The sequence below is a fragment of the Limnobacter sp. genome, assembly GCF_036405155.1.
Lineage (GTDB): Bacteria > Pseudomonadota > Gammaproteobacteria > Burkholderiales > Burkholderiaceae_B > Limnobacter.
In genome coordinates, this window is sequence record NZ_DASWYD010000003.1 from 1 (window position 1) to 19,331 (window position 19,331).

Here is a 19,331-nt window from a genome sequence, read left to right on the forward strand (position 1 = left end):
GTTCGGTGTGTTCGATGCCTTTGCCGATGAGGCAGGTCGCCAAGCACATCTGAACGGCCAGATCGCCGCGGCCTTGATGGCCAACGCCGCGACCTTGCTCAGTTCTCCGCCCAATATCGAGAAGGTCGAACTGCTTGCAGCCAAACTGCCTGCATGACAACCCGGCCTTGACCCAATCAGGTCACGCTGCAGGATGGGGGTCACACGGCCCTACGCAGCGATCCCGCTCCGATTGCACTTGCCCAGGGAGCTACCTTCCACAGCGATTGGAGGGCAATATTGCAGCCAGAACTTCCAAGCTGTGTCAGCAAGCAGGGGCAGCATCAGGGCGAGCTGAGATGTTCCGATTCGTCGGGTAACCCTTTGATCTGTATGGGCCTGCGTTGCGGACTTCGGGCCAATTTCAGGGAGCGAGGTCGGAGCGAGGAATGGCCAGGAGAGAATGAAATGTGGCCCGGAACGGGCAATTCGGGCGGCGGGCGAAGTCCGCAGGGTTCCTCATGAACCCGCGCAAACACGCGGGAACTGTCGCTATCTGACGAGAAAAAGCCCCAACTGAGAACAGTTGGGGCTTCAATAATGGTGGAGCCGGGGGGAATTGAACCCCCGTCCGCAAATCCTCCACTACCAGTTCTACGTGTGTAGTCGTCTTATTTGGTTTTAACGGTCTCGGTCGGGAAGCGACACCCTACCGACACCGCGAGTCGCTTGATTTAGCCCTGATTGTCGCAACCCCATCCAGAGCGATCTGATGTGCGATGACCCCACCGCAGGTTTGACCCTGCCCAGCCCATCAGCAAGCTGGTGTGAGGACTAGCGGCCCTTAGGCTGCTAGTGCAAACTGTTCGTCGTTTGCGTTTAAAGTTTTCCAGATGGATTAACGAGGTCACTGGTCCTCGACACGCCCTAATAGCTTCGCAATCCACGTCGAAACCGGATCGGCCCCAAGGGATAGCCAGTATATGGGGCTTACCCCCCAAAAAACAAGACGCGAACCCAAATCCTCAGTTTGCTTCAATGTCGATTGCTTCGACGTACACCACTTCGCAAGCGCCATCACCACTGTCGTCCCGTCGCAGTGAACTGCGCCAACGCCAGCCGTCCGGTGAGTTCACCTCTACCAAGAAGCCCTTGAGTCGCACCATCTGATGACGCCTGACATGCTTCAAAATATTGCGCACAGCATCATTGGCCGGAATCATGTGCATATTTGCAGAGGATTCCAGTATTTCCTGCTGTGGCAAGGGTGGCTCTCCTGCCCAGTGATAAAAATACCAGCGCCCCGATTGAGACACCTCCATCCGCTCGTAATACATTGGGTCTGCCATTCGTCCCCAGGCCAAGGCCAAATCAACTGGAGCAATAACCGCCGCTCTGTCAAAGCGGTACTGCTCGACCGACAAAACACGGGCCCGGATTGTGAATCGAGCCAATGGGGTGATGGTGTGGTTGTTGGCAGTAAAAGGCGGGATGTTTGTGGGAGACTGCTCAGGGATTTTTTTGAACTGAATGCCAGACAATGGCTGTTGCTGGTGCTTGATGTCGTTGATGGTCACCCCATGCTGGTATAAGTTGTAGCCCAATACGGTCAGAGCAATCAGAACAATCGTTTTTGGCTTCACCTGAACCCCAGACCGCTGTTAACAAGTCGAATCCACAGTTTGGTGAGGTGTTTCAGTGTTGACTACACCCGTTCGGGCATCAACCCAGGGTTACGGATTCAGTCTATCGACCGTTGAAGTTCGTTCACCCAGCGTTGCAACTCCTGCGTGCTGTGCACCAGTACGTCGGCCTTCCAAGCCTCGATGGTGCTGGCAATGTATCCATAACCCGCTGCAACGGTGAACATCCCGGCCTCTCGCCCGGCGACAATGTCACGTTCGTCGTCACCGATCATGGCGCACGCTGATGGGGGTAGATTCATACGTGACGCAGCCAACAGGCAGGGTGCTGGCGATGGTTTGGCAGCAGCGGCCGTGTCACCGCCGACCAACACCTCGCAGGCATTCAGCAGCCCAAGTTCAGCCAGAAGTTTTTCAGCGAGGTAAAACGGTTTGTTGGTCACAACCCCCCATCGCAGCCTTTGGGCCTCCAAACCGTCCAGCAACGGCCGAATACCGGCGTAAACGGCACTTTCGCGAGCGATCCGGGCCTCGTAACGCGCCAGAAATTCAGCCCTGAAAGTGGGAAACTCGGCAAATGCAGGCTCGAGGCCAAAGCCGACTTTCAGCAAGGCTCGAGCTCCCCCGGAGGCCAGGTGTTGCATGGCTGAAAGGGGGGTGATGTCCAATCCACGATCGCTTTGCATGTCCTGAATGGTGCCGCACAAGTCCGGTGCCGTGTCCACCAGTGTTCCATCCAGATCAAACAGCAAAGCCGTAATCATCATGCAGGTTTCCGGCAAGCGATCATGTAATTCACGTCGGTGTCGCGGGCCAGTTTGTAGATTTTGGTGATCGGGTTGTAGGTCAAACCAATGATTTCCGATGTGTCCAGCCCGGCTCGGCGGGTGTACTGGGCCAGCTCAGAGGGCTTGATGAACTTCTCGTATGCGTGGGTGCCTTTGGGCAACAACTGCAATACATATTCAGCCCCCACAATCGCAAACATGAAGCTCTTGGGGTTGCGGTTGATGGTCGAGAAAAACAGCCAGCCACCCGGTTTGCAGAGGTCGGCGCAAGCCTGCACGGTTTGTGCTGGGTTTGGCACGTGTTCGAGCATTTCCAGACAAGTCACCACATCGTATTGCGCAGGTTGTTCTTGCGCCAGTTGCTCGGCAGACACTGCCCGGTAAGCCAGGTTTTGAACGCCGCTTTCCAGCTTGTGCAGTTCGGCCACCTTCAATGACTTGTCTGCCAGGTCAATGCCCAGCACGTTGGCGCCCCGCCGGGCCATGCTTTCAGCCAAAATGCCGCCGCCACAACCCACGTCCAGAACCGTTTTGCCTTTTAAACCGGCCCGCTCGTCAATCCAGTTCAAGCGAAGTGGGTTGATTTGGTGCAGGGGGCGAAATTCGCTGTTGGGGTCCCACCATTTGCTGGCCAGTGCCGAAAACTTGGCCAGTTCGGCTGGGTCAACATTGGGGTTGGTCTGGGTACCTGGTTGGGTATTGAGGTCGCTGCTCATGGGGAAACAGTAAAAGTGCTGCCGAAGTGAAGCAGTGTAACCGATCAAGGCAATAAAAAAGCCCGGCCGAAGCCGGGCTTTTCAAGGCAGAACCTTCGGGTGGCGATTACTTGGCCACTTTCTGGGTTACGTTGAATTCGATTTCAACGCGACGGTTCTTGGCGCGGCCGTCCTTGGTCTTGTTGTCAGCGATAGGCTGGCTTTCGCCCATGCCCTTGATGCTGATCTTGTCGGCTGGAACGCCCTTGGACACCATGTAGTCTTTCACGGCCTGAGCACGACGCTCGGACAGCTTCTGGTTGTAGGCGTCGGTACCGATGGAGTCGGTGTGGCCGATGGCGATCACGCTGTTCAGGTTCACGTCACCCAGCTTCTGGATTTCGCTGTCGATGCGTGTCTTGCCGCCTGGCTTCAGTGTTGCCTTGTCGAAGTCGAAGTATGCGTCGGCTTCCAGAGTCACTTTGCTCACTTGTGGCTGAGGAGCGGGTGCTGGTGCTGGGGCTGGAGCAGGCTTTGCAGGGGCAGGTGCTGGAGCAGCTTTCTTGGGCAGCAGGTCTGGGTCGCATTCTGCAACGGCCAAAGCGGCGGTGAAGTAGCTGGTGCGGATGCACTCGCCGGAGCCGTCTTTCACAATTTTGCCTTGTGCATCAACCACGTAGCCGGACAGGGCTTCGTTTTTGTCAGTGGTGTGGGCCACAGCGGCGGTGGACGCGCTGCCTACAGCAACGGCCAGCAGCACTTGTGTGAGAGTCGACATTTTTTTCATTGTAGCTCCTTGGGAAAGAATAGGGATTCAAGTCGGAAAGCATTTTACAGCAGGCAATGTCACGGTAACCAGCTTATCGCCCGACTTTCTCGACACGAGTCTGCCACACTCGTTGTGTTTTTCGCATGATTTCAGCCAGCAATTGTGCGGCGGCCCCTTGAAGTTGTTGCGCTCGCACAACTTGCTTGCCATTGACCCAAACGTCCTGAACATCGCGCGTTGCACCACTGTAGGCCAGTTTGGACACCAAATTGTGAAGGGGCAGTTGGTGTGGGGCAAGGTCGATGTTGACAGCAATCAGGTCAGCCTGAAATCCCGTGGCAATTTGTCCAATTTTGTTTTCCAGGCCCAAGGCCCGAGCGGCATCCACCGTCCATGCCTGTATCAAGCGGTGCGCCGGCCAAGCGGTGGCGTCGCTGCTACCCCCCTTGCACAACAGCGAGGCCAATCGGCCTTCCTCCCACAGGTCCAACTTGTTGTTGCTGGCTGCGCCATCGGTGCCCACCACCACATTCACCCCCAGAGACAATGCCTTGGCTGTGGGGGCCAGTCCGCTGGCCAGTTTCAAATTCGAGCTGGGGCAATGCACCAGGGTGCTGCCCGCCTTGGCCATGCTGGCCAGTTCCCGTTCACTCAAATGGACGCCGTGTACGGCCAACAGGCGCTCATTGATCAAGCCCAGGCGTTCAAACCGTTCAAAGGGCCGCTCCCCATGGCGGCTCACGGCGTCGCTCACTTCGCTGGCGGTCTCGTGCAGGTGGCAGTGCATGGGCAAGTCCAGTTCCTCAGCCAGTGTTGCCAGGTGCGTGAATGTCTCATCGCTCACTGTGTAGGGGGCATGCGGGGCCACCGCCCAGTGCACGGTGGGTTCATCGCGGTATTTGTCCCGCGCCTGCAGGCCCAGTTCAATGTATTGGCGAGGTTCTGCCGCATAACGGGTTGGAAATTCAATCACCGTGATGCCAGCCACCACCCGTGCCCCCACGTCCAGCGCGGCTTGCACGGTTTGTTCTGGATAAAAGTACATGTCGTTGAAGGTGGTGGTGCCCCCGAGCAACATTTCGGCAGCAGCCAGCACGGTGCCGTCGTATACAAATTCGCCGTCGGCCAGTTCACCCTCCAACGGCCAAATGCGGGTTTGAAGCCAGTCGTGCAGTGCCAAGTCATCGGCCGCACCCCGCAGCAAATTCATGGCCGCATGGGTGTGGCAGTTGATGAGGCCTGGCATCAGGGCCTGGTGGGGCAGCTCAACAAGGGTTGCTTGCGGGTACGCCCGGGTGAGTTCTTCTCGTCCGCCCACCCCCTTGATCTGGTCCTGTTCAATCAAAACACACGTATTTTCAAGCACTTCAACCGTTGGATGGGTTTGGATCAGGTAGCGGGGTGCGAGGATTTGCATGGTCGGCATCTAGTTGGGTGTGAACGCACCGGGGTGCTGCGAAGCCCTGATTTTGGCTGATACAATCAAAAGCTTGCAAGCATGGCTTCACGCCGGTCCCGCGGGATCGGCATCCAACGCCTGTTCAACTGTTCCAGTCATTCAAAATACACACAACACACATGGATTCATTTGCAAAAGAGACGCTCCCCATCAGCCTTGAGGAGGAGATGCGGCGTTCTTATCTGGATTACGCCATGAGCGTGATCGTGGGGCGGGCGTTGCCCGATGTGCGGGATGGTTTGAAGCCCGTGCATCGGCGTGTGCTGTTTGCCATGCATGAGTTGAACAACGACTGGAACCGGGCCTACAAAAAGTCGGCGCGTATTGTCGGTGATGTGATCGGTAAGTACCACCCCCATGGCGATTCAGCCGTGTACGACACCATTGTTCGCATGGCGCAGGACTTTTCCCTGCGCTACACACTGGTGGATGGTCAGGGTAACTTCGGTTCTATCGACGGCGATAACGCAGCGGCGATGCGTTACACCGAAATCCGCCTGGACAAGATTGCCCATGAAATGTTGCTCGACATCGACAAGGAAACCGTTGATTTCGGGCCCAACTACGACGGCAGCGAAAAAGAGCCCAAGGTGCTGCCTGCGCGTTTGCCCAACCTGTTGATCAACGGCTCGTCCGGTATCGCGGTGGGCATGGCGACCAACATGGCGCCCCACAACCTGAAAGAGGTGGTGGCGGCCTGTTTGCATGCCATCGACCACCCCGATTGCACGGTCGATGATCTGATTGAGTTCATCCCCGCGCCCGACTTTCCCACCGCCGGCATCATTTACGGCATTGCGGGTGTGCGCGAGGGTTATCGCACTGGTCGGGGCCGCGTGGTGATGCGGGCCAAAACCCATTTTGAGGACATCGACCGCGGCAACCGGGTTGCCATCATCGTCGACGAGCTGCCCTACCAGGTGAACAAGAAAAGCCTGCTGGAGCGCATCGCCGAGCTGGTGTCCGAAAAGAAAATGGAAGGCATTTCAGACATCCGCGATGAGTCTGACAAAGACGGCGTGCGGGTGGTGATTGAATTGAAGCGGGGTGAAGTGCCCGAAGTGGTGCTGAACAACCTGTATAAAAACACCCAGTTGCAGGACACCTTCGGCATCAACATGGTGGCCTTGGTCGATGGTCAGCCCAAGTTGCTGAACTTGCGCGAGTTGATTGTCTATTTCCTGCAGCACCGTCGCGAGGTGGTGACACGCCGCACCGTGTTCGACCTGCGCAAAGCCCGCGAGCGTGGCCATGTGTTGGAAGGCCTGGCGGTTGCGCTGGCCAATATTGACGAATTCATCGCCATCATCAAGGCGGCACCCACACCTCCTGTGGCCAAAGCCGAATTGCTGGCCCGTGGTTGGGACTCTTCGCTGGTGCGCGAAATGTTGAGCCGTACCGAACTGGCCGATGCGGGCGGTGCCAAGGCATTCCGCCCCGAAGGTTTGCCCGCCCGCTTGGGCTTGCAAGACGACGGCTTGTACCGATTGAGCGACGAGCAGGCGCAGGAAATTCTACAGATGCGTTTGCAGCGCCTGACCGGCCTCGAGCAGGACAAGATCATCAACGAATACAAAGAGGTGATCGACCAGATTGCGGACCTGCTGGACATTTTGAGCAAACCGGCACGCATCAACCAGATCATCAAGGATGAGCTCACCGGCATCAGCAATGAGTTTGCAGATGCCCGCCGCTCCACCATCGAATTCAATGCCACCGAACTGGGCACTGAAGACCTGATCACCCCGCAAGACATGGTGGTGACCCTGTCCCATTCCGGCTATGTGAAAAGCCAGCCGCTGACCGAGTACCGCGCACAAAAGCGGGGCGGCCGGGGCAAGCAAGCCGCAGCAACCAAGGAAGACGACTGGATCGACTACCTGGTGGTGGCCAATACCCACGACACGATTTTGTGCTTCAGCAATGCTGGCCGCGTGTACTGGTTGAAGGTGTACGAAGTGCCGCAGGGCTCGCGCACATCCCGTGGTCGCCCCATCATCAACATGCTGCCGCTGGAAGAGGGTGAAAAAATCACCACCATCCTGCCGGTTAAAGAGTTCGAAGATGAAAAATATGTGTTCATGGCCACCAGCCTGGGCACTGTTAAAAAGTCCAAGTTGAGCGACTTCTCCCGCCCCATGAAGCGCGGCATCATCGCTGTGAACCTGGACGAAGGCGATTACCTCATTGGCGCAGCCATGACCGACGGTCAGCACGATGTGATGCTGTTCTCCGATTCCGGCAAAGCCGTGCGTTTCGATGAAAACGATGTGCGTGCCATGGGACGAAATGCTCGGGGTGTGCGCGGCATGAATCTCGAGGAAGGCCAGCGGGTGATTGCGCTGCTGGTGGCTGAGCATGAGGGCCAGTCGGTGCTGACAGCCACACAAAACGGCTATGGCAAGCGCACGCCGGTGGCTGAATACACGCGCCACGGTCGCGGCACCAAGGGCATGATTGCCATCCAGACTTCGGAGCGCAATGGCAAAGTGGTGTCCGCCGTGTTGGTTGACCCCACGGATGAAATCATGTTGATCACCACCGGTGGTGTGTTGGTTCGCACCCGTGTGTCCGAAATCCGCGAAATGGGGCGCGCCACACAGGGTGTGACCTTGATCAGTGTGGATGAAGGCACATGGCTCAGCGGTTTGCAGCGCATTGTCGAAGGCGATGCTGAAGAAGACGTCGAGAGTGGTGCAGACACAGGCTCAAGCGATGAGCCTGCTGAAGGTGTGTGATGGGCCGGGTCTGGAATTTTTCTGCAGGCCCAGCCGCACTGCCTGAAGCGGTGCTGCAGCGTGCGGCCGCCGAAATGCTGGATTGGCAGGGCAAGGGTTTGTCGGTGATGGAAATGAGTCACCGCAGCCCGGAGTACATGGGTATTTTTGAAAAAACCCGTGAAGATTTTCGAACCCTGCTCAACGTGCCCGACAGCCATGAGGTGCTGTTTATGCAGGGTGGTGCCGTTGGCATGAATGCAATCATTCCCTTGAATATGCTGCAAGGGTTTGAGCAGGCCGCATTCGTGAACACTGGCGCCTGGTCCAAAAAAACCAGCAAAGAGTTTTCAAAATACGGCACAGCCCGTGTGGTGCTTGACAATGCCAACGCCGCAGCCGATGCCGCCGCGGGCGCCTACGTGCCCGATTGTGCGCATTTGGTGGACCGGGTCAACGGCCAGAGCATGGCGTACCTGCATTTCTGCGACAACGAAACCATCGGCGGCGTGGAGTTCAATGGTCAGATTGAGGCCATGGCCGACGCATTCGATTGCCCTTTGGTGGCCGATGTGTCGTCCAATATTTTGTCCCGCCAGTTGGACGTTGGGCGCTACGGTGTGCTTTACGGGGGTGCACAGAAAAATGTCGGCCCCGCCGGTGTCACCATTGTGGTGGTGCGCAAAGACCTGCTGGAGCGTGCATTGCCCATTTGCCCCTCTGCCTTTGAATTCAAGACCGTGGCCGACAACGGCTCCATGTACAACACGCCACCCACGTACGCCATCTACATCGCTGGATTGGTGTTTGAGTGGTTGCTTGCCAACGGCGGCGTTGCCTGGGCGGAAGAACAATCCCGCGCAAAAGCCGATGTGTTGTACAGCCTGATCGACCAGAGCAGCTTTTACCGTTGCCCGGTGCGCAAAGCTGACCGCTCGCGCATGAATGTCCCGTTCACCCTGGCCGACGAATCGCTGAATGCCACTTTTCTCAGCAAAGCGGCAGAGCGCGGCTTGGTGCAGTTGAAAGGGCACAAATCGGTGGGTGGCATGCGTGCGTCCATATACAACGCCATGCCGCTCGAGGGCGTGCAGGCGCTGGCTGCATTCATGCGCGAGTTTGAGCAAGAGGTGGCTTGACCATGGGCAACAGTGAAAAACCCACCGCCGACATCAATCAGGAATTGCTGAAGTTTCGCGATCAGATCGATGCGCTGGACCAGCAGATTTTGGGCTTGCTGAACCAGCGGGCGAAGCTGGCGCAGGACATTGGTCACGTGAAGGCCAAAACCGATGCCCCGGTGATGCGCCCTGAGCGCGAGGCACAGGTGCTGGACAAGCTCACCCAGGCCAACACTGGCCCGCTGAGCGCACAGCATGTCAGTACCCTGTTCAAGGAAATCATGTCGGCTTGCCGCTCGCTGGAGCGCGAGGTGCATGTTGCATTTCTCGGTCCATTGGGCACCTACAGCGAACAAGCTGTGTGGTCTTTTTTTGGGCATTGCGTACAGGCAGAGCCTGTGGAAACCATTGAAGAGGCTTTTCGACAACTGGATGCCCAGCAAGTGGATTTTGCTGTGGTGCCGGTGGAGAACTCCACGGAAGGTTCTGTGGCCCGCACCCTGGATGCGTTGGTTGAAAGCCACGCGGGCATTTGCGGCGAAGTCCAGTTGGCCATTCACCATCAGCTGTTGACCCAAACTGGTTCGCTTCAGGGCATTCAAAAGATTTGCGCGCATCCACAGGCGCTGGCGCAATGTCGAAACTGGTTGGCACAAAACGCACCGCACATCCAGCAGGAAACCGTGTCCAGCAACGGGGCTGCGGCAAAATTGGCCAGTGAAGACGCCACCATTGCTGCCATCGCGGGTCAAACTGCCCGGGAACGGTATGGGCTGAAAGCGGTTCAGGAACACATTCAGGATGATGCCAACAACACCACGCGTTTTTTGGTGTTGGGCAATCAACAGCCTGGTCCATCAGGCATCGACAAAACCAGTCTGGTGGCCTCGGTGCCCAACCAGCCCGGCGCCGTGTACAAAATGCTGGAGCCCATCAATGCCCAGAATGTGTCCATGACCCGCTTGGAAAGCCGCCCAGCGCGCACTGGACGATGGGAATACTATTTTTTCATCGATCTGCAAGGGCACCAGCAAGATGCTGCAGTGGCCAAAGCGCTGGATGAGTTGAGAAAAACAGCGTCATTTTTGAAGGTGCTCGGCTCTTATCCAGCGGCACAACGAATTTGAACATGCGCTGCGCAGGTGCATCAGGCTCATGGAATGAGCCTGACGTGTCTGAAGCACCAGCACACAACACCCTTTGATTCACAGGTTAGCACCATGTCACAACTCACCGAACTTGCACCTCAGTTTATCCGGGCGATTGCACCTTACAAAGCGGGCAAACCCGTGTCGGATGTGGTGCGCGAGTTGGGGCTCAACCCCGAGACGGTGGTCAAGCTGGCTTCCAACGAGAACCCCTTGGGATTGGGCAGCAAGGCCAAGGCCGCCATCGCACAGGCTGCCGCCGATTTGGGGCGTTATCCGGATGCCAATGGTTTTGCGTTGAAAGCCAAGCTGTCGGCCAAGCATTCTGTAAAACCCGAGCAGATTACCTTGGGCAATGGCTCCAACGATGTGTTAGAGCTGGCTGCCAAGGCCTTTCTCACCCAGGGCACCAATGCGGTGTTTTCGCAGTACGCTTTTGCGGTGTACCCCTTGGCCACCCAGGGTTGTGGTGCGCAGTCCAAAGTGGTACCCGCCGTCCACTTCACCCACGATCTGGACGGTTTTTTGGCCGCCATCGATGACAACACCCGCGTGGTGTTCATTGCCAACCCCAACAACCCAACCGGGACCTTTTTGCCGGCAGACCGCATTCGCGCGTTTTTGAAGCAGGTGCCCAGCCGTGTGCTGGTGGTGCTGGACGAGGCCTACAACGAGTTCCTGATGCCGGAAGACCAATACGACAGCACGCAGTGGGTGGCGGAGTTTCCCAACTTGCTGGTGTCGCGCAGTTTTTCCAAGGCCTATGGTTTGGCTGGGTTGCGAGTGGGTTATGCCGTTAGCAGCCCCGAGGTGGCCGACCTGCTCAATCGCGTTCGCCAGCCATTCAATGTGAATTCCATCGCGCTGGCTGCTGCTGAAGCCGCTTTGGACGATGCGGAATTTCTGCAGCAAACCTACGAGGTCAATCAGCAAGGCTTGAACCTGTTGCAATCTGCGTTTGACCGCATGGGGCTGCAGTACGTGCCGTCGTATGGCAACTTTGTGTTGGTGAAAGTGGGCAACAGCGATGATGCGGGTCTGAAAGTGTTTGATGCCCTTCAGCGTTTGGGTGTCATTGTGCGGCCTGTTAACAATTACGGCCTGCCGCAGTGGTTGCGTGTGTCCATTGGACTACCTGCTGAAAATCAGCGTTTTCTGGATGTGTTGCCCGAAGCCCTGAAGGTGCTGGGTTAAATCATGGTGAGCAAACCGAGGCATTTTCAACGCATGTTGGCCATTGGTGTGGGCCTCATCGGCGGTTCCATTTGCCTGTCTGCCAAACAGAAAGGCCTGGTCGGCCATGTGCTGGGGTATTCCCGCCGTTTGGAAACCGCCCATGAGGCGCTGCGTCTGGGTCTGATCGACGAGTGTGTGGTGGGGCCCGGCGACGCCAATGTACGCACCGTGGATGCCGTGGTGCTGTCCATTCCGGTGCAGCAGTACAAACCGGTGTTGACCCAGTTTTTGCCGGTGTTGCCCGCAAACTGTGTGTTTTTCGATGCGGGCAGTACCAAAGCCGATGTGGTCCATGTGCTCAATGAATTGGAGCATGCCTTCCCGGGGTTGAAGTCGCGTTTCGTGCCGGCCCACCCGATTGCGGGCGGTGAAAGCCATGGTCCACAGGCCGCCACGGCCGGCCTGTTTCAAGACCGCAATTGTGTGCTGACGCCGATCGAACAAACCCACACCAGCCATGTGCACAAGGTTGAAGCATTCTGGAAGGCCTTGGGTGCACGGGTGTCGTTCATGCCAGCGCTGGACCATGACGAAATGTTTGGCACGGTGAGCCACTTGCCACATTTGTTGGCGTTTGCCTATGTGGCCAGTGTGTTGAGTCACCCCAAGGGTGCCCAGTTTATGAAAGAGGGTGGGGCCGGTTACCGGGACTTCACCCGCATTGCAGCCAGCTCACCGGAAATGTGGGCCGATATTTTCCAGAACAACAGCAAAGCCTTGCTGGATGCCTTGAGTGCTTTTGAAGCCACCACCGGTGCGTTGCGCAAGGCCATTGAAAACAATGACAGAAGCACGCTGGAACGTGTGCTGTCCCTGGCGGCGGACTACCGCAGCCAGTGGGCTCAAAAGTAAAGAGAACCCATATGGCCACCGATTTAAACCTGATTGAATTCCATGCCAGCAGCACCGCAGCCATGACTGGCAGTGCGCGTGTACCGGGCGACAAGTCCATTTCCCACCGCTCCATCATGATGGGCTCCATTGCCGATGGCATCACCGAGGTGGAAGGCTTTCTGGAAGGCGAGGATGCCATTTCCACCATGAATGCATTTCGGGCCATGGGCGTTCACATTGAGGGGCCCGACCAGGGGCGCGTGAAAGTGCATGGGGTTGGTTTGCATGGTTTGAAGCAGCCCACAGCGCCACTGGATTGCGGCAACAGCGGTACCTCCATGCGTTTGATTTCCGGCTTGATGGCAGGCCAGGGGTTTGATGTCGAGCTGGTGGGGGATGCCAGCCTCTCCAAGCGCCCCATGAAACGTGTCATGGACCCGTTGGCCTTGATGGGTGCGCAGATTGAAGCTCAAGAGGGTGGTCGTCCTCCCTTGAAAATCAAAGCCAACAAAGCCCTCAAAGCCATTTCGTACACCTTGCCCATGGCTTCAGCGCAAGTCAAAAGCTGTGTGCTGCTGGCGGGTTTGTATGCCGATGGCGTGACTGAAACAACCGAGCCCGCTGTGACGCGGGACCACACCGAGCGCATGTTGCGCGGCTTCGGTGTTGAGGTTGAAACCGATGGACCAACCGCACGCGTTCGCGGTGGACAGCGCCTGAAGGCCACCAAAATTGATGTGCCCTCCGATATTTCATCGGCAGCGTTTTTCATGGTGGCCGCCAGCATTTGTGAACAGGCCGATATCACCCTGAAGCATGTGGGCATGAACCCAACACGCACAGGTGTGATCGACATCCTGAAACTGATGGGTGCCAACATTGAACTGTCCAACCACGCGGTGGTGGGCGGCGAGCCTGTGGCCGATGTGCGCATTCGCAGTGCGCAGTTGAAAGGCATCGACATTCCAGAGGAATTGGTGCCCTTGGCCATTGATGAATTCCCGGTGATCTTTGTGGCGGCTGCCAATGCGTTGGGCACCACCGTGCTGACGGGTGCGGAAGAGCTTCGCGTGAAAGAGTCTGACCGGATTGCCGTGATGGCCGATGGCTTGAAGGCCTGCGGCGTGAATGCACAACCGACCGAAGACGGGATGGTGATTGAAGGCCTCGGTGCAAAGCCTGGTTTGCGCTACAACGCCACCGAGATTGAGTCACAGGGCGATCACCGCATTGCCATGTCATTCACTGTGGCGGCCATTCGAGCGCAGGGCACCATGCGCATTCGCGGCGCACAAACGGTGGACACTTCCTTTCCCGGGTTTGTGAACCTGTGCCAATCGCTGGGCATGGCGGTTCAGTCTGTAAAGGTCGCCCCATGATCCCGGTGATTGCCATTGACGGCCCCACGGCGTCGGGCAAGGGCACGGTGGCCAGCCTGGTGGCGGGCCGGTTGGGGTTTCATTACCTCGACAGCGGTGCCATTTACCGCGTGTTGGCCGTGGCCGCTGCGCAGGCCGGTTTGACGCCCAGTTCTGCGGAGGACCTGCCTGCGCTCATCCAGATGGCCTGGTCATTGCCGGTGGAATTTCAGGGCGACCACGTGCTGTTGTCGGGTGCGGATGTGTCGTCCAGCATTCGCACCGAGCAGGCGGGTTTGATGGCATCCCAATTGGCGGTGGTCCCGGATATTCGTGCGGGGCTTTTGCAGCGCCAGCGGGATTTCCGTCAGTCGCCAGGGCTGGTGGCCGATGGTCGGGACATGGGGTCGGTGGTATTTACGGATGCCAAGTTGAAAGTGTTTCTCACCGCCAGTGCCCAGGTGCGCGCTGAGCGGCGCTTCAAACAGATCGAGGGGCGTGGTCAGCAAGCCGATTTCCAGGCCATTTACGATGACCTGGTGGCCCGCGATGCGCGCGACATGCAACGGGCCGTGGCACCGCTCAAGCCCTATCCGGATTCCCGGGTGTTGGATTGTTCCGACATCGGGATCGATCAAGTGGTCAACACCATCATCGACTGGTATTTAAACGCTTGATGATTCAAGCTTTTTTTGATATCATTCAAGCCCTTGTAAACCGGATGTCTGCCTAAATTTTGGGCAAATTGGCTGGTTTTCACGGAAGCCGTGCCTGCACATGGTGTGCTGGTGCGTTTTGAAACTCCGCTCTTGCGCCAGCATGGGCGTGTCAACATCAACTGTTATGACCGCAACTCAAACTACCCAAGCCCCCGAAAGTTTTGCAGCACTGTTCGAAGAAAGCCTCATGCGCAAAGAAATGCGCACAGGTGAAGTAATCACCGCCGAAGTGGTGCGCGTGGACTACAACTACGTGGTTGTAAACGCCGGGCTGAAATCTGAAAGCTACATCCCCATTGAAGAATTCAAAGACGACCACGGCAACCTCGATGTTGCTGAAGGTGCGTTCATCTCCGTGGCCATCGAGTCTCTCGAAGACGGTTACGGCGAAACCCGCCTGTCACGCGACAAGGCCAAGCGCCTGTCCGCATGGCTGAGCCTGGAGCAGGCGCTGGAATCTGGCGAACTGGTCACCGGTACCATCACCGGCAAGGTGAAGGGTGGTCTGACAGTGATGGTGAACTCCATCCGCGCTTTCCTGCCAGGTTCCCTGGTCGACGTGCGCCCTGTGAAGGACACCACCCCATTCGAAGGCAAAACCCTCGAGTTCAAGGTGATCAAGCTGGACCGCAAGCGCAACAACGTGGTGCTGAGCCGCCGTGCTGTGGTTGAAGCCACCATGGGTGAAGAGCGCGAAAAGCTCCTCTCCAACCTGCAGGAAGGTTCTGTGGTCAAGGGCATCGTCAAGAACATCACCGACTACGGCGCGTTCGTGGACCTGGGTGGTATCGACGGTCTGTTGCACATCACCGACCTGGCATGGCGCCGCGTACGTCACCCTTCCGAGGTGCTGACCGTGGGCGAAGAAATCGAAGCCAAGGTTCTGAAGTTCGACCAGGACAAGAACCGTGTGTCCCTGGGCGTGAAGCAGCTGGGCGAAGACCCATGGGTCGGTCTGTCCCGTCGCTACCCCGCACAGACTCGTCTGTTCGGCAAAGTCACCAACATCACCGACTACGGTGCATTCGTTGAAGTGGAGCAGGGCATCGAAGGTTTGGTGCACGTGTCCGAAATGGACTGGACCAACAAGAACGTGGATCCCAAGAAAGTGGTTACGTTGGGTGACGAAGTTGAAGTCATGGTTCTGGAAATCGACGAAGAGCGTCGCCGTATCAGCCTGGGCATGAAGCAGTGCAAAGCCAATCCTTGGGAAGAGTTCTCCACATCCTTCAAGAAGGGTGACAAGGTTTCTGGCGCCATCAAGTCCATCACCGACTTCGGCGTGTTCATCGGCCTGCCCGGTGGCATCGACGGCTTGGTACACCTGTCCGACCTGTCCTGGAACGAAACCGGCGAAGAAGCTGTACGCCGCTTCAAGAAAGGCGACGAAGTGGAAGCACTCGTGCTGGCCATCGACACCGAGCGCGAGCGCATCAGCTTGGGCATCAAGCAATTGTCTGGCGACCCCTTCACCGTGTTTGCTTCTTCCAACGACCGTGGTTCCATGGTGACCGGCAAGGCCAAGGCAGTGGATGCCAAAGGCGTTGTGGTTGACCTGGGCGACGACGTGGAAGGTTACCTGCGTGCTTCCGAGATCTCCAACGACCGCGTCGAAGATGCACGCAATGCATTCAACGAAGGCGACACCGTGACTGCCATGGTTCTGAACATTGATCGCAAGAGCCGCTCGATTGCGCTGTCGATCAAGGCCAAAGACCAGGCTGACACCGATGAAGCCCTGAAGAAAATCGCCGATGAAAGCGCAGGTTCTGCTGGTACCACCAGCCTGGGCGCGCTGCTGAAAGCCAAGCTGGGCAATCAGTAATCGAGTGTGATGGTGCGGCTGTCCGGCGTGTGCCGGGCGGCCGCACTGTTTTGCAGGTCGTACTTTGTATTCAACAAGTGTTGTTCCTGATTGGGCAGCACTCTGATGCCAACAACAATGACAAAATCAGAACTCATCAACCAGTTGGTCAAGCGGTTTCCCAAACTGCCGGTTCGGGACACTGACTTTGCCGTCAAAAGCATTCTGGACACCATGACACAAGCCTTGGCCGAAGGTCAGCGCATCGAGATTCGTGGTTTTGGCAGTTTTTCCCTGACCAAGCGTCCGCAACGCGTGGGCCGCAATCCAAAATCCGGTGAGCAAGTGGTTGTGCCTGAAAAGCGTGTGCCCCACTTCAAGCCCGGCAAAGAGTTGCGCGAGCGAGTTGATTTATACTCCAAGAAACAGAGTTGATCTGATCGCGCCATCGACCTGCCTGGTCTGCAGGCAAGCCGACTGAAGTGCCAGCTGAGGGATGGCCACGGAGTAATCCTTGACATGGCTCGGTTGCGCGACGGCGCACCGTCAATCGTCAAAGGGGACTCACATTGAAAGCAATCGCTTGGGTGGTGCGCATCGCACTGTTCCTGGTCGTTCTGACCTTCTCCATCCGAAACATTGACATCGTGACCGTGAAGTGGTTGCCTGGGCTTGAAATCCAGGTGCAACTCGTGGTCGCCCTGCTCACGGCATTCCTGTGCGGGGCCGCCTTTGCGTGGGTCTCCCTGCTGCCTTCCTGGCTGCGTGCCAAGCGGGCAGCTTCTTCGGCCAACAAAGCGTTGGAACGCGCTGAACGGGAGCAAGCGAAAGCGGTGAAGCCGGCCAGTGCGAATGGTGCTGCTGACGAAGCGATGGTATTGCCAGTGGGGCCCACGCATGGAATTTGAAACCTGGTGGCTTGTCCTCATCCCGGTGCTGTTTAGTCTGGGGTGGTTGGCTGCCCGGCTGGACCGGCGTTCAGATGAAAGCACGCAAGAACGCGTGCCCACCTCCTATTTCAAGGGTGTGAACTTCCTGTTGAGTGAGCAGCCTGACAAAGCCATTGACGCGTTTCTCGAAGTGGCTTCCATCGACACTCACACCGTTGAATTGCACTTCGCATTGGCCAATCTGTTTCGCAAAAAAGGTGAGGTTGATCGGGCCATCCGCGTGCACCAATTCTTAAGCACACGCGAGCAGATCAAGCAGTCCGAGCGAGAGCGCGCCACCTACGAATTGGGCGTGGACTTTTTGCGGGCTGGCATACTGGACCGGGCCGAAAAGGCTTTTTTCAGCTTGGCTGCAACCGACTTGAAGGCCGATGCAGCCCGACAGTTGCTGGAGCTTTATGAGCTGGAGAAGGCTTGGGACAAAGCCATCGAGCAGGCCGAGAAGCTGCGGGAATTTGGAGCGCCCATTCCGTCGGGTGACATTGCGCACTTTTACTGTGAGCAGGCTCAACAGGCCATCGAGGCCGGTCAGTTTGATGATGCCCGCCGGGGTTTGCAAAATGCGTTGCTCAGCGAGCCCAAAAATGTGCGCGCCTCCCTGTTGCTGGGTGAAATTTACTTTCTGCAAGACCGCTTCGAAGAAGCGATCGCCCAATGGCGCAGTGCCGAGAAACAAAACCCCTGGTACTTGCCCTTGGTGGGTCCCAAAATGTGGGAAGCTTTCAAACGCTTAAACCGCATGGATGAGGGCATCGCAGCTTTGCAAACCTATTGCAGCATGTACCCCTCCATCGATTTGCTGCTGGTGCTGGCCAAAGCCATCGAAGAGGCGAAAGGGCCGGCAGCGGCTTTTGTTTTGCTGCGAGACCAAGTGCGTGCAAGGCCCAGTTTGCTGGGCCTGGACAAACTGCTGGAGCACCAGTTGCGCGACATGACCGACGATGAACGCAGCCAGGATTTGCGCCTGACCCGTGAGTTGATTTCCAAGCACACCCAGCGGCTTGAACGTTACCGTTGCCAGCACTGCGGCTTTCAGGCCAAAAAGTTTTACTGGCAATGCCCCGGTTGTGCGCATTGGGACTCGATTGTTCCCCGGCGTGCCGAGGAATTGGATTTTTACCCCGTACCCCTGAAAAAAACAGCCTGAACCGGCCACGAACAACAACTCAATCGAGACAAGCATGGTGGACACCCGCACATTCTCCAAAGCGAACATCCTGGTGGTTGGGGATGTCATGCTGGACCGTTATTGGTTCGGCGATGTGGAACGCATTTCCCCCGAGGCACCCGTGCCGGTTTTGCTGGTGGGCAATCGGGATGAGCGTTTGGGTGGTGCTGCCAACGTGGCCATCAACGCATCTTCACTGGGCGCGCAGCTTTGTTTGATGGGCGTTGTGGGCAATGATGAGCCTGGTCAGACCGTGGAGACCATGCTTCAACAGGCTGGTGTTCAATCCCGCCTGCTGCACGACCCCCAGTTTCCAACCATTGTCAAATTGCGGGTGATTGCCCGGCAGCAGCAGTTGGTGCGCATCGATTTTGAGGAACGCCCCAGCGCCGAACACCTCTCCACCAAAATGGAGCTGTTTGAGCAGGAGTATGCCAAGCACGATGTGGTGGTGTTTTCGGATTACGGCAAAGGTGCGCTGGAGCATGTGGCTGCCATGATCGCCCTGTGCAAGCAAGCAGGCAAAACAACGTTGGTCGACCCAAAAGGCGACGATTACGCCAAGTACGCAGGCGCTTCTGTATTGACACCCAACCGCTCGGAATTCAAACAGGTGATGGGCAGCTGGAAGACCGAGGCTGAACTGCACGAAAAAGCGCAAACCTTGAGGACGCGCCTGAACTTGGGGGCCTTGCTGTTGACGCGATCGGAAGAGGGCATGACACTGTTCAACAACGATGGTGCGTTTCATGTGCCTGCACAGGCCCGTGAGGTGTTTGATGTGTCCGGTGCAGGCGACACCGTCATTGCCACCCTGGCGTGTGCCATCGGCTCGGGCATGAGTTTGCCCGACAGTGTTGCACTGGCCAACAAAGCCGGTGGTGTGGTGGTGGGCAAGTTGGGCACCGCCGTCATTTTGCCCCATGAATTGAACTGAACACCG

Annotated in this window: 17 protein-coding genes, 1 other RNA gene and 1 pseudogene; 13 read left to right on the plus strand and 6 right to left on the minus strand. The window is 57.2% G+C overall.

From position 1 onward, the window contains the following. Positions 1 to 157, plus strand: a pseudogene (locus tag VGE55_RS02460) (antibiotic biosynthesis monooxygenase); the annotation flags it as partial. 423 nt (positions 158 to 580) lie between these two features. On the opposite strand, the gene ssrA reads toward VGE55_RS02460, so the two are convergent. The 6 genes from ssrA to VGE55_RS02490 form a co-directional block, all read right to left on the minus strand. Continuing rightward, positions 581 to 946, minus strand: a transfer-messenger RNA (tmRNA) gene (gene ssrA, locus VGE55_RS02465). Between the two features lie 58 nt (positions 947 to 1,004). Next, a complete protein-coding gene (locus VGE55_RS02470) occupies positions 1,005 to 1,622 on the minus strand; it encodes a hypothetical protein (protein WP_331130141.1) in 618 nt (205 codons plus the stop codon). A 98-nt stretch (positions 1,623 to 1,720) separates the two neighbouring features. Beyond that, positions 1,721 to 2,389 (minus strand): HAD-IA family hydrolase, encoded by a 669-nt coding sequence (locus VGE55_RS02475; protein ID WP_331130142.1) that lies wholly within the window; start codon positions 2,387 to 2,389, stop codon positions 1,721 to 1,723. Continuing rightward, a complete protein-coding gene (gene ubiG / locus VGE55_RS02480) occupies positions 2,386 to 3,126 on the minus strand; it encodes a bifunctional 2-polyprenyl-6-hydroxyphenol methylase/3-demethylubiquinol 3-O-methyltransferase UbiG (protein WP_331130143.1) in 741 nt (246 codons plus the stop codon). Before ubiG ends, VGE55_RS02475 begins: the two co-directional genes overlap by 4 nt. Before the next feature lie 106 nt (positions 3,127 to 3,232). Next, a complete protein-coding gene (gene ompA / locus VGE55_RS02485) occupies positions 3,233 to 3,892 on the minus strand; it encodes an outer membrane protein OmpA (RefSeq protein WP_331130144.1) in 660 nt (219 codons plus the stop codon). 73 nt (positions 3,893 to 3,965) lie between these two features. Then, entirely contained in the window at positions 3,966 to 5,291 is a 1,326-nt protein-coding gene (locus VGE55_RS02490) for a TRZ/ATZ family hydrolase (protein WP_331130145.1), read from the minus strand. Between the two features lie 161 nt (positions 5,292 to 5,452). On the opposite strand from VGE55_RS02490, the gene gyrA reads away from it, so the two are divergent. The 12 genes from gyrA to rfaE1 all read left to right on the plus strand — a co-directional run bounded on the left by gyrA (position 5,453) and on the right by rfaE1 (position 19,325). Beyond that, positions 5,453 to 8,071, plus strand: coding sequence for a DNA gyrase subunit A (gene gyrA, locus VGE55_RS02495; protein WP_331130146.1), 2,619 nt, complete (start codon positions 5,453 to 5,455; stop codon positions 8,069 to 8,071). Then, on the plus strand, positions 8,071 to 9,189 hold the full coding sequence (gene serC, locus VGE55_RS02500; protein WP_331130147.1) for a 3-phosphoserine/phosphohydroxythreonine transaminase: 1,119 nt from the start codon (positions 8,071 to 8,073) through the stop codon (positions 9,187 to 9,189). The genes gyrA and serC overlap by 1 nt, the downstream gene beginning before the upstream one ends. A gap of 2 nt (positions 9,190 to 9,191) precedes the next feature. Continuing rightward, positions 9,192 to 10,298, plus strand: a complete 1,107-nt coding sequence (gene pheA / locus VGE55_RS02505; RefSeq protein WP_331130148.1) for a prephenate dehydratase — start codon at positions 9,192 to 9,194, stop codon at positions 10,296 to 10,298. Positions 10,299 to 10,391: 93 nt separating this feature from the next. After that, positions 10,392 to 11,513, plus strand: a complete 1,122-nt coding sequence (gene hisC / locus VGE55_RS02510; protein WP_331130149.1) for a histidinol-phosphate transaminase — start codon at positions 10,392 to 10,394, stop codon at positions 11,511 to 11,513. A gap of 3 nt (positions 11,514 to 11,516) precedes the next feature. After that, positions 11,517 to 12,407, plus strand: a complete 891-nt coding sequence (locus VGE55_RS02515) for a prephenate dehydrogenase (protein ID WP_331130150.1) — start codon at positions 11,517 to 11,519, stop codon at positions 12,405 to 12,407. An 11-nt stretch (positions 12,408 to 12,418) separates the two neighbouring features. After that, positions 12,419 to 13,768, plus strand: a complete 1,350-nt coding sequence (gene aroA, locus VGE55_RS02520) for a 3-phosphoshikimate 1-carboxyvinyltransferase (RefSeq protein WP_331130151.1) — start codon at positions 12,419 to 12,421, stop codon at positions 13,766 to 13,768. Continuing rightward, positions 13,765 to 14,424 (plus strand): (d)CMP kinase, encoded by a 660-nt coding sequence (gene cmk, locus VGE55_RS02525; RefSeq protein ID WP_331130152.1) that lies wholly within the window; start codon positions 13,765 to 13,767, stop codon positions 14,422 to 14,424. The genes aroA and cmk overlap by 4 nt, the downstream gene beginning before the upstream one ends. A gap of 166 nt (positions 14,425 to 14,590) precedes the next feature. Continuing rightward, positions 14,591 to 16,291, plus strand: a complete 1,701-nt coding sequence (rpsA, locus tag VGE55_RS02530) for a 30S ribosomal protein S1 (protein ID WP_256764366.1) — start codon at positions 14,591 to 14,593, stop codon at positions 16,289 to 16,291. A gap of 117 nt (positions 16,292 to 16,408) precedes the next feature. After that, positions 16,409 to 16,705: an integration host factor subunit beta gene (locus tag VGE55_RS02535; protein WP_331130153.1), complete on the plus strand. Its 297-nt coding sequence runs from the start codon at positions 16,409 to 16,411 to the stop codon at positions 16,703 to 16,705. 134 nt (positions 16,706 to 16,839) lie between these two features. After that, positions 16,840 to 17,178, plus strand: a complete 339-nt coding sequence (locus tag VGE55_RS02540) for a LapA family protein (RefSeq protein WP_331130154.1) — start codon at positions 16,840 to 16,842, stop codon at positions 17,176 to 17,178. After that, positions 17,168 to 18,367, plus strand: coding sequence for a lipopolysaccharide assembly protein LapB (gene lapB / locus VGE55_RS02545; RefSeq protein ID WP_331130155.1), 1,200 nt, complete (start codon positions 17,168 to 17,170; stop codon positions 18,365 to 18,367). Before VGE55_RS02540 ends, lapB begins: the two co-directional genes overlap by 11 nt. A gap of 34 nt (positions 18,368 to 18,401) precedes the next feature. Then, entirely contained in the window at positions 18,402 to 19,325 is a 924-nt protein-coding gene (gene rfaE1 / locus VGE55_RS02550) for a D-glycero-beta-D-manno-heptose-7-phosphate kinase (RefSeq protein WP_331130156.1), read from the plus strand. The last annotated feature ends 6 nt before the right edge of the window (positions 19,326 to 19,331 follow it).

Coding starts and splice junctions, on each gene's coding strand:
- VGE55_RS02515 (WP_331130150.1), top strand. CDS start 11,517: ATGGTGAGCAAACCGAGGCATTTTCAACGCATGTTGGCCATTGGTGTG.
- rfaE1 (WP_331130156.1), top strand. CDS start 18,402: ATGGTGGACACCCGCACATTCTCCAAAGCGAACATCCTGGTGGTTGGG.
- cmk (WP_331130152.1), top strand. CDS start 13,765: ATGATCCCGGTGATTGCCATTGACGGCCCCACGGCGTCGGGCAAGGGC.
- VGE55_RS02490 (WP_331130145.1), bottom strand. CDS start 5,291: ATGCAAATCCTCGCACCCCGCTACCTGATCCAAACCCATCCAACGGTT.
- hisC (WP_331130149.1), top strand. CDS start 10,392: ATGTCACAACTCACCGAACTTGCACCTCAGTTTATCCGGGCGATTGCA.
- rpsA (WP_256764366.1), top strand. CDS start 14,591: ATGACCGCAACTCAAACTACCCAAGCCCCCGAAAGTTTTGCAGCACTG.
- ompA (WP_331130144.1), bottom strand. CDS start 3,892: ATGAAAAAAATGTCGACTCTCACACAAGTGCTGCTGGCCGTTGCTGTA.
- aroA (WP_331130151.1), top strand. CDS start 12,419: ATGGCCACCGATTTAAACCTGATTGAATTCCATGCCAGCAGCACCGCA.
- serC (WP_331130147.1), top strand. CDS start 8,071: ATGGGCCGGGTCTGGAATTTTTCTGCAGGCCCAGCCGCACTGCCTGAA.
- VGE55_RS02475 (WP_331130142.1), bottom strand. CDS start 2,389: ATGATGATTACGGCTTTGCTGTTTGATCTGGATGGAACACTGGTGGAC.
- pheA (WP_331130148.1), top strand. CDS start 9,192: ATGGGCAACAGTGAAAAACCCACCGCCGACATCAATCAGGAATTGCTG.
- lapB (WP_331130155.1), top strand. CDS start 17,168: ATGGAATTTGAAACCTGGTGGCTTGTCCTCATCCCGGTGCTGTTTAGT.
- ubiG (WP_331130143.1), bottom strand. CDS start 3,126: ATGAGCAGCGACCTCAATACCCAACCAGGTACCCAGACCAACCCCAAT.
- VGE55_RS02535 (WP_331130153.1), top strand. CDS start 16,409: ATGACAAAATCAGAACTCATCAACCAGTTGGTCAAGCGGTTTCCCAAA.
- gyrA (WP_331130146.1), top strand. CDS start 5,453: ATGGATTCATTTGCAAAAGAGACGCTCCCCATCAGCCTTGAGGAGGAG.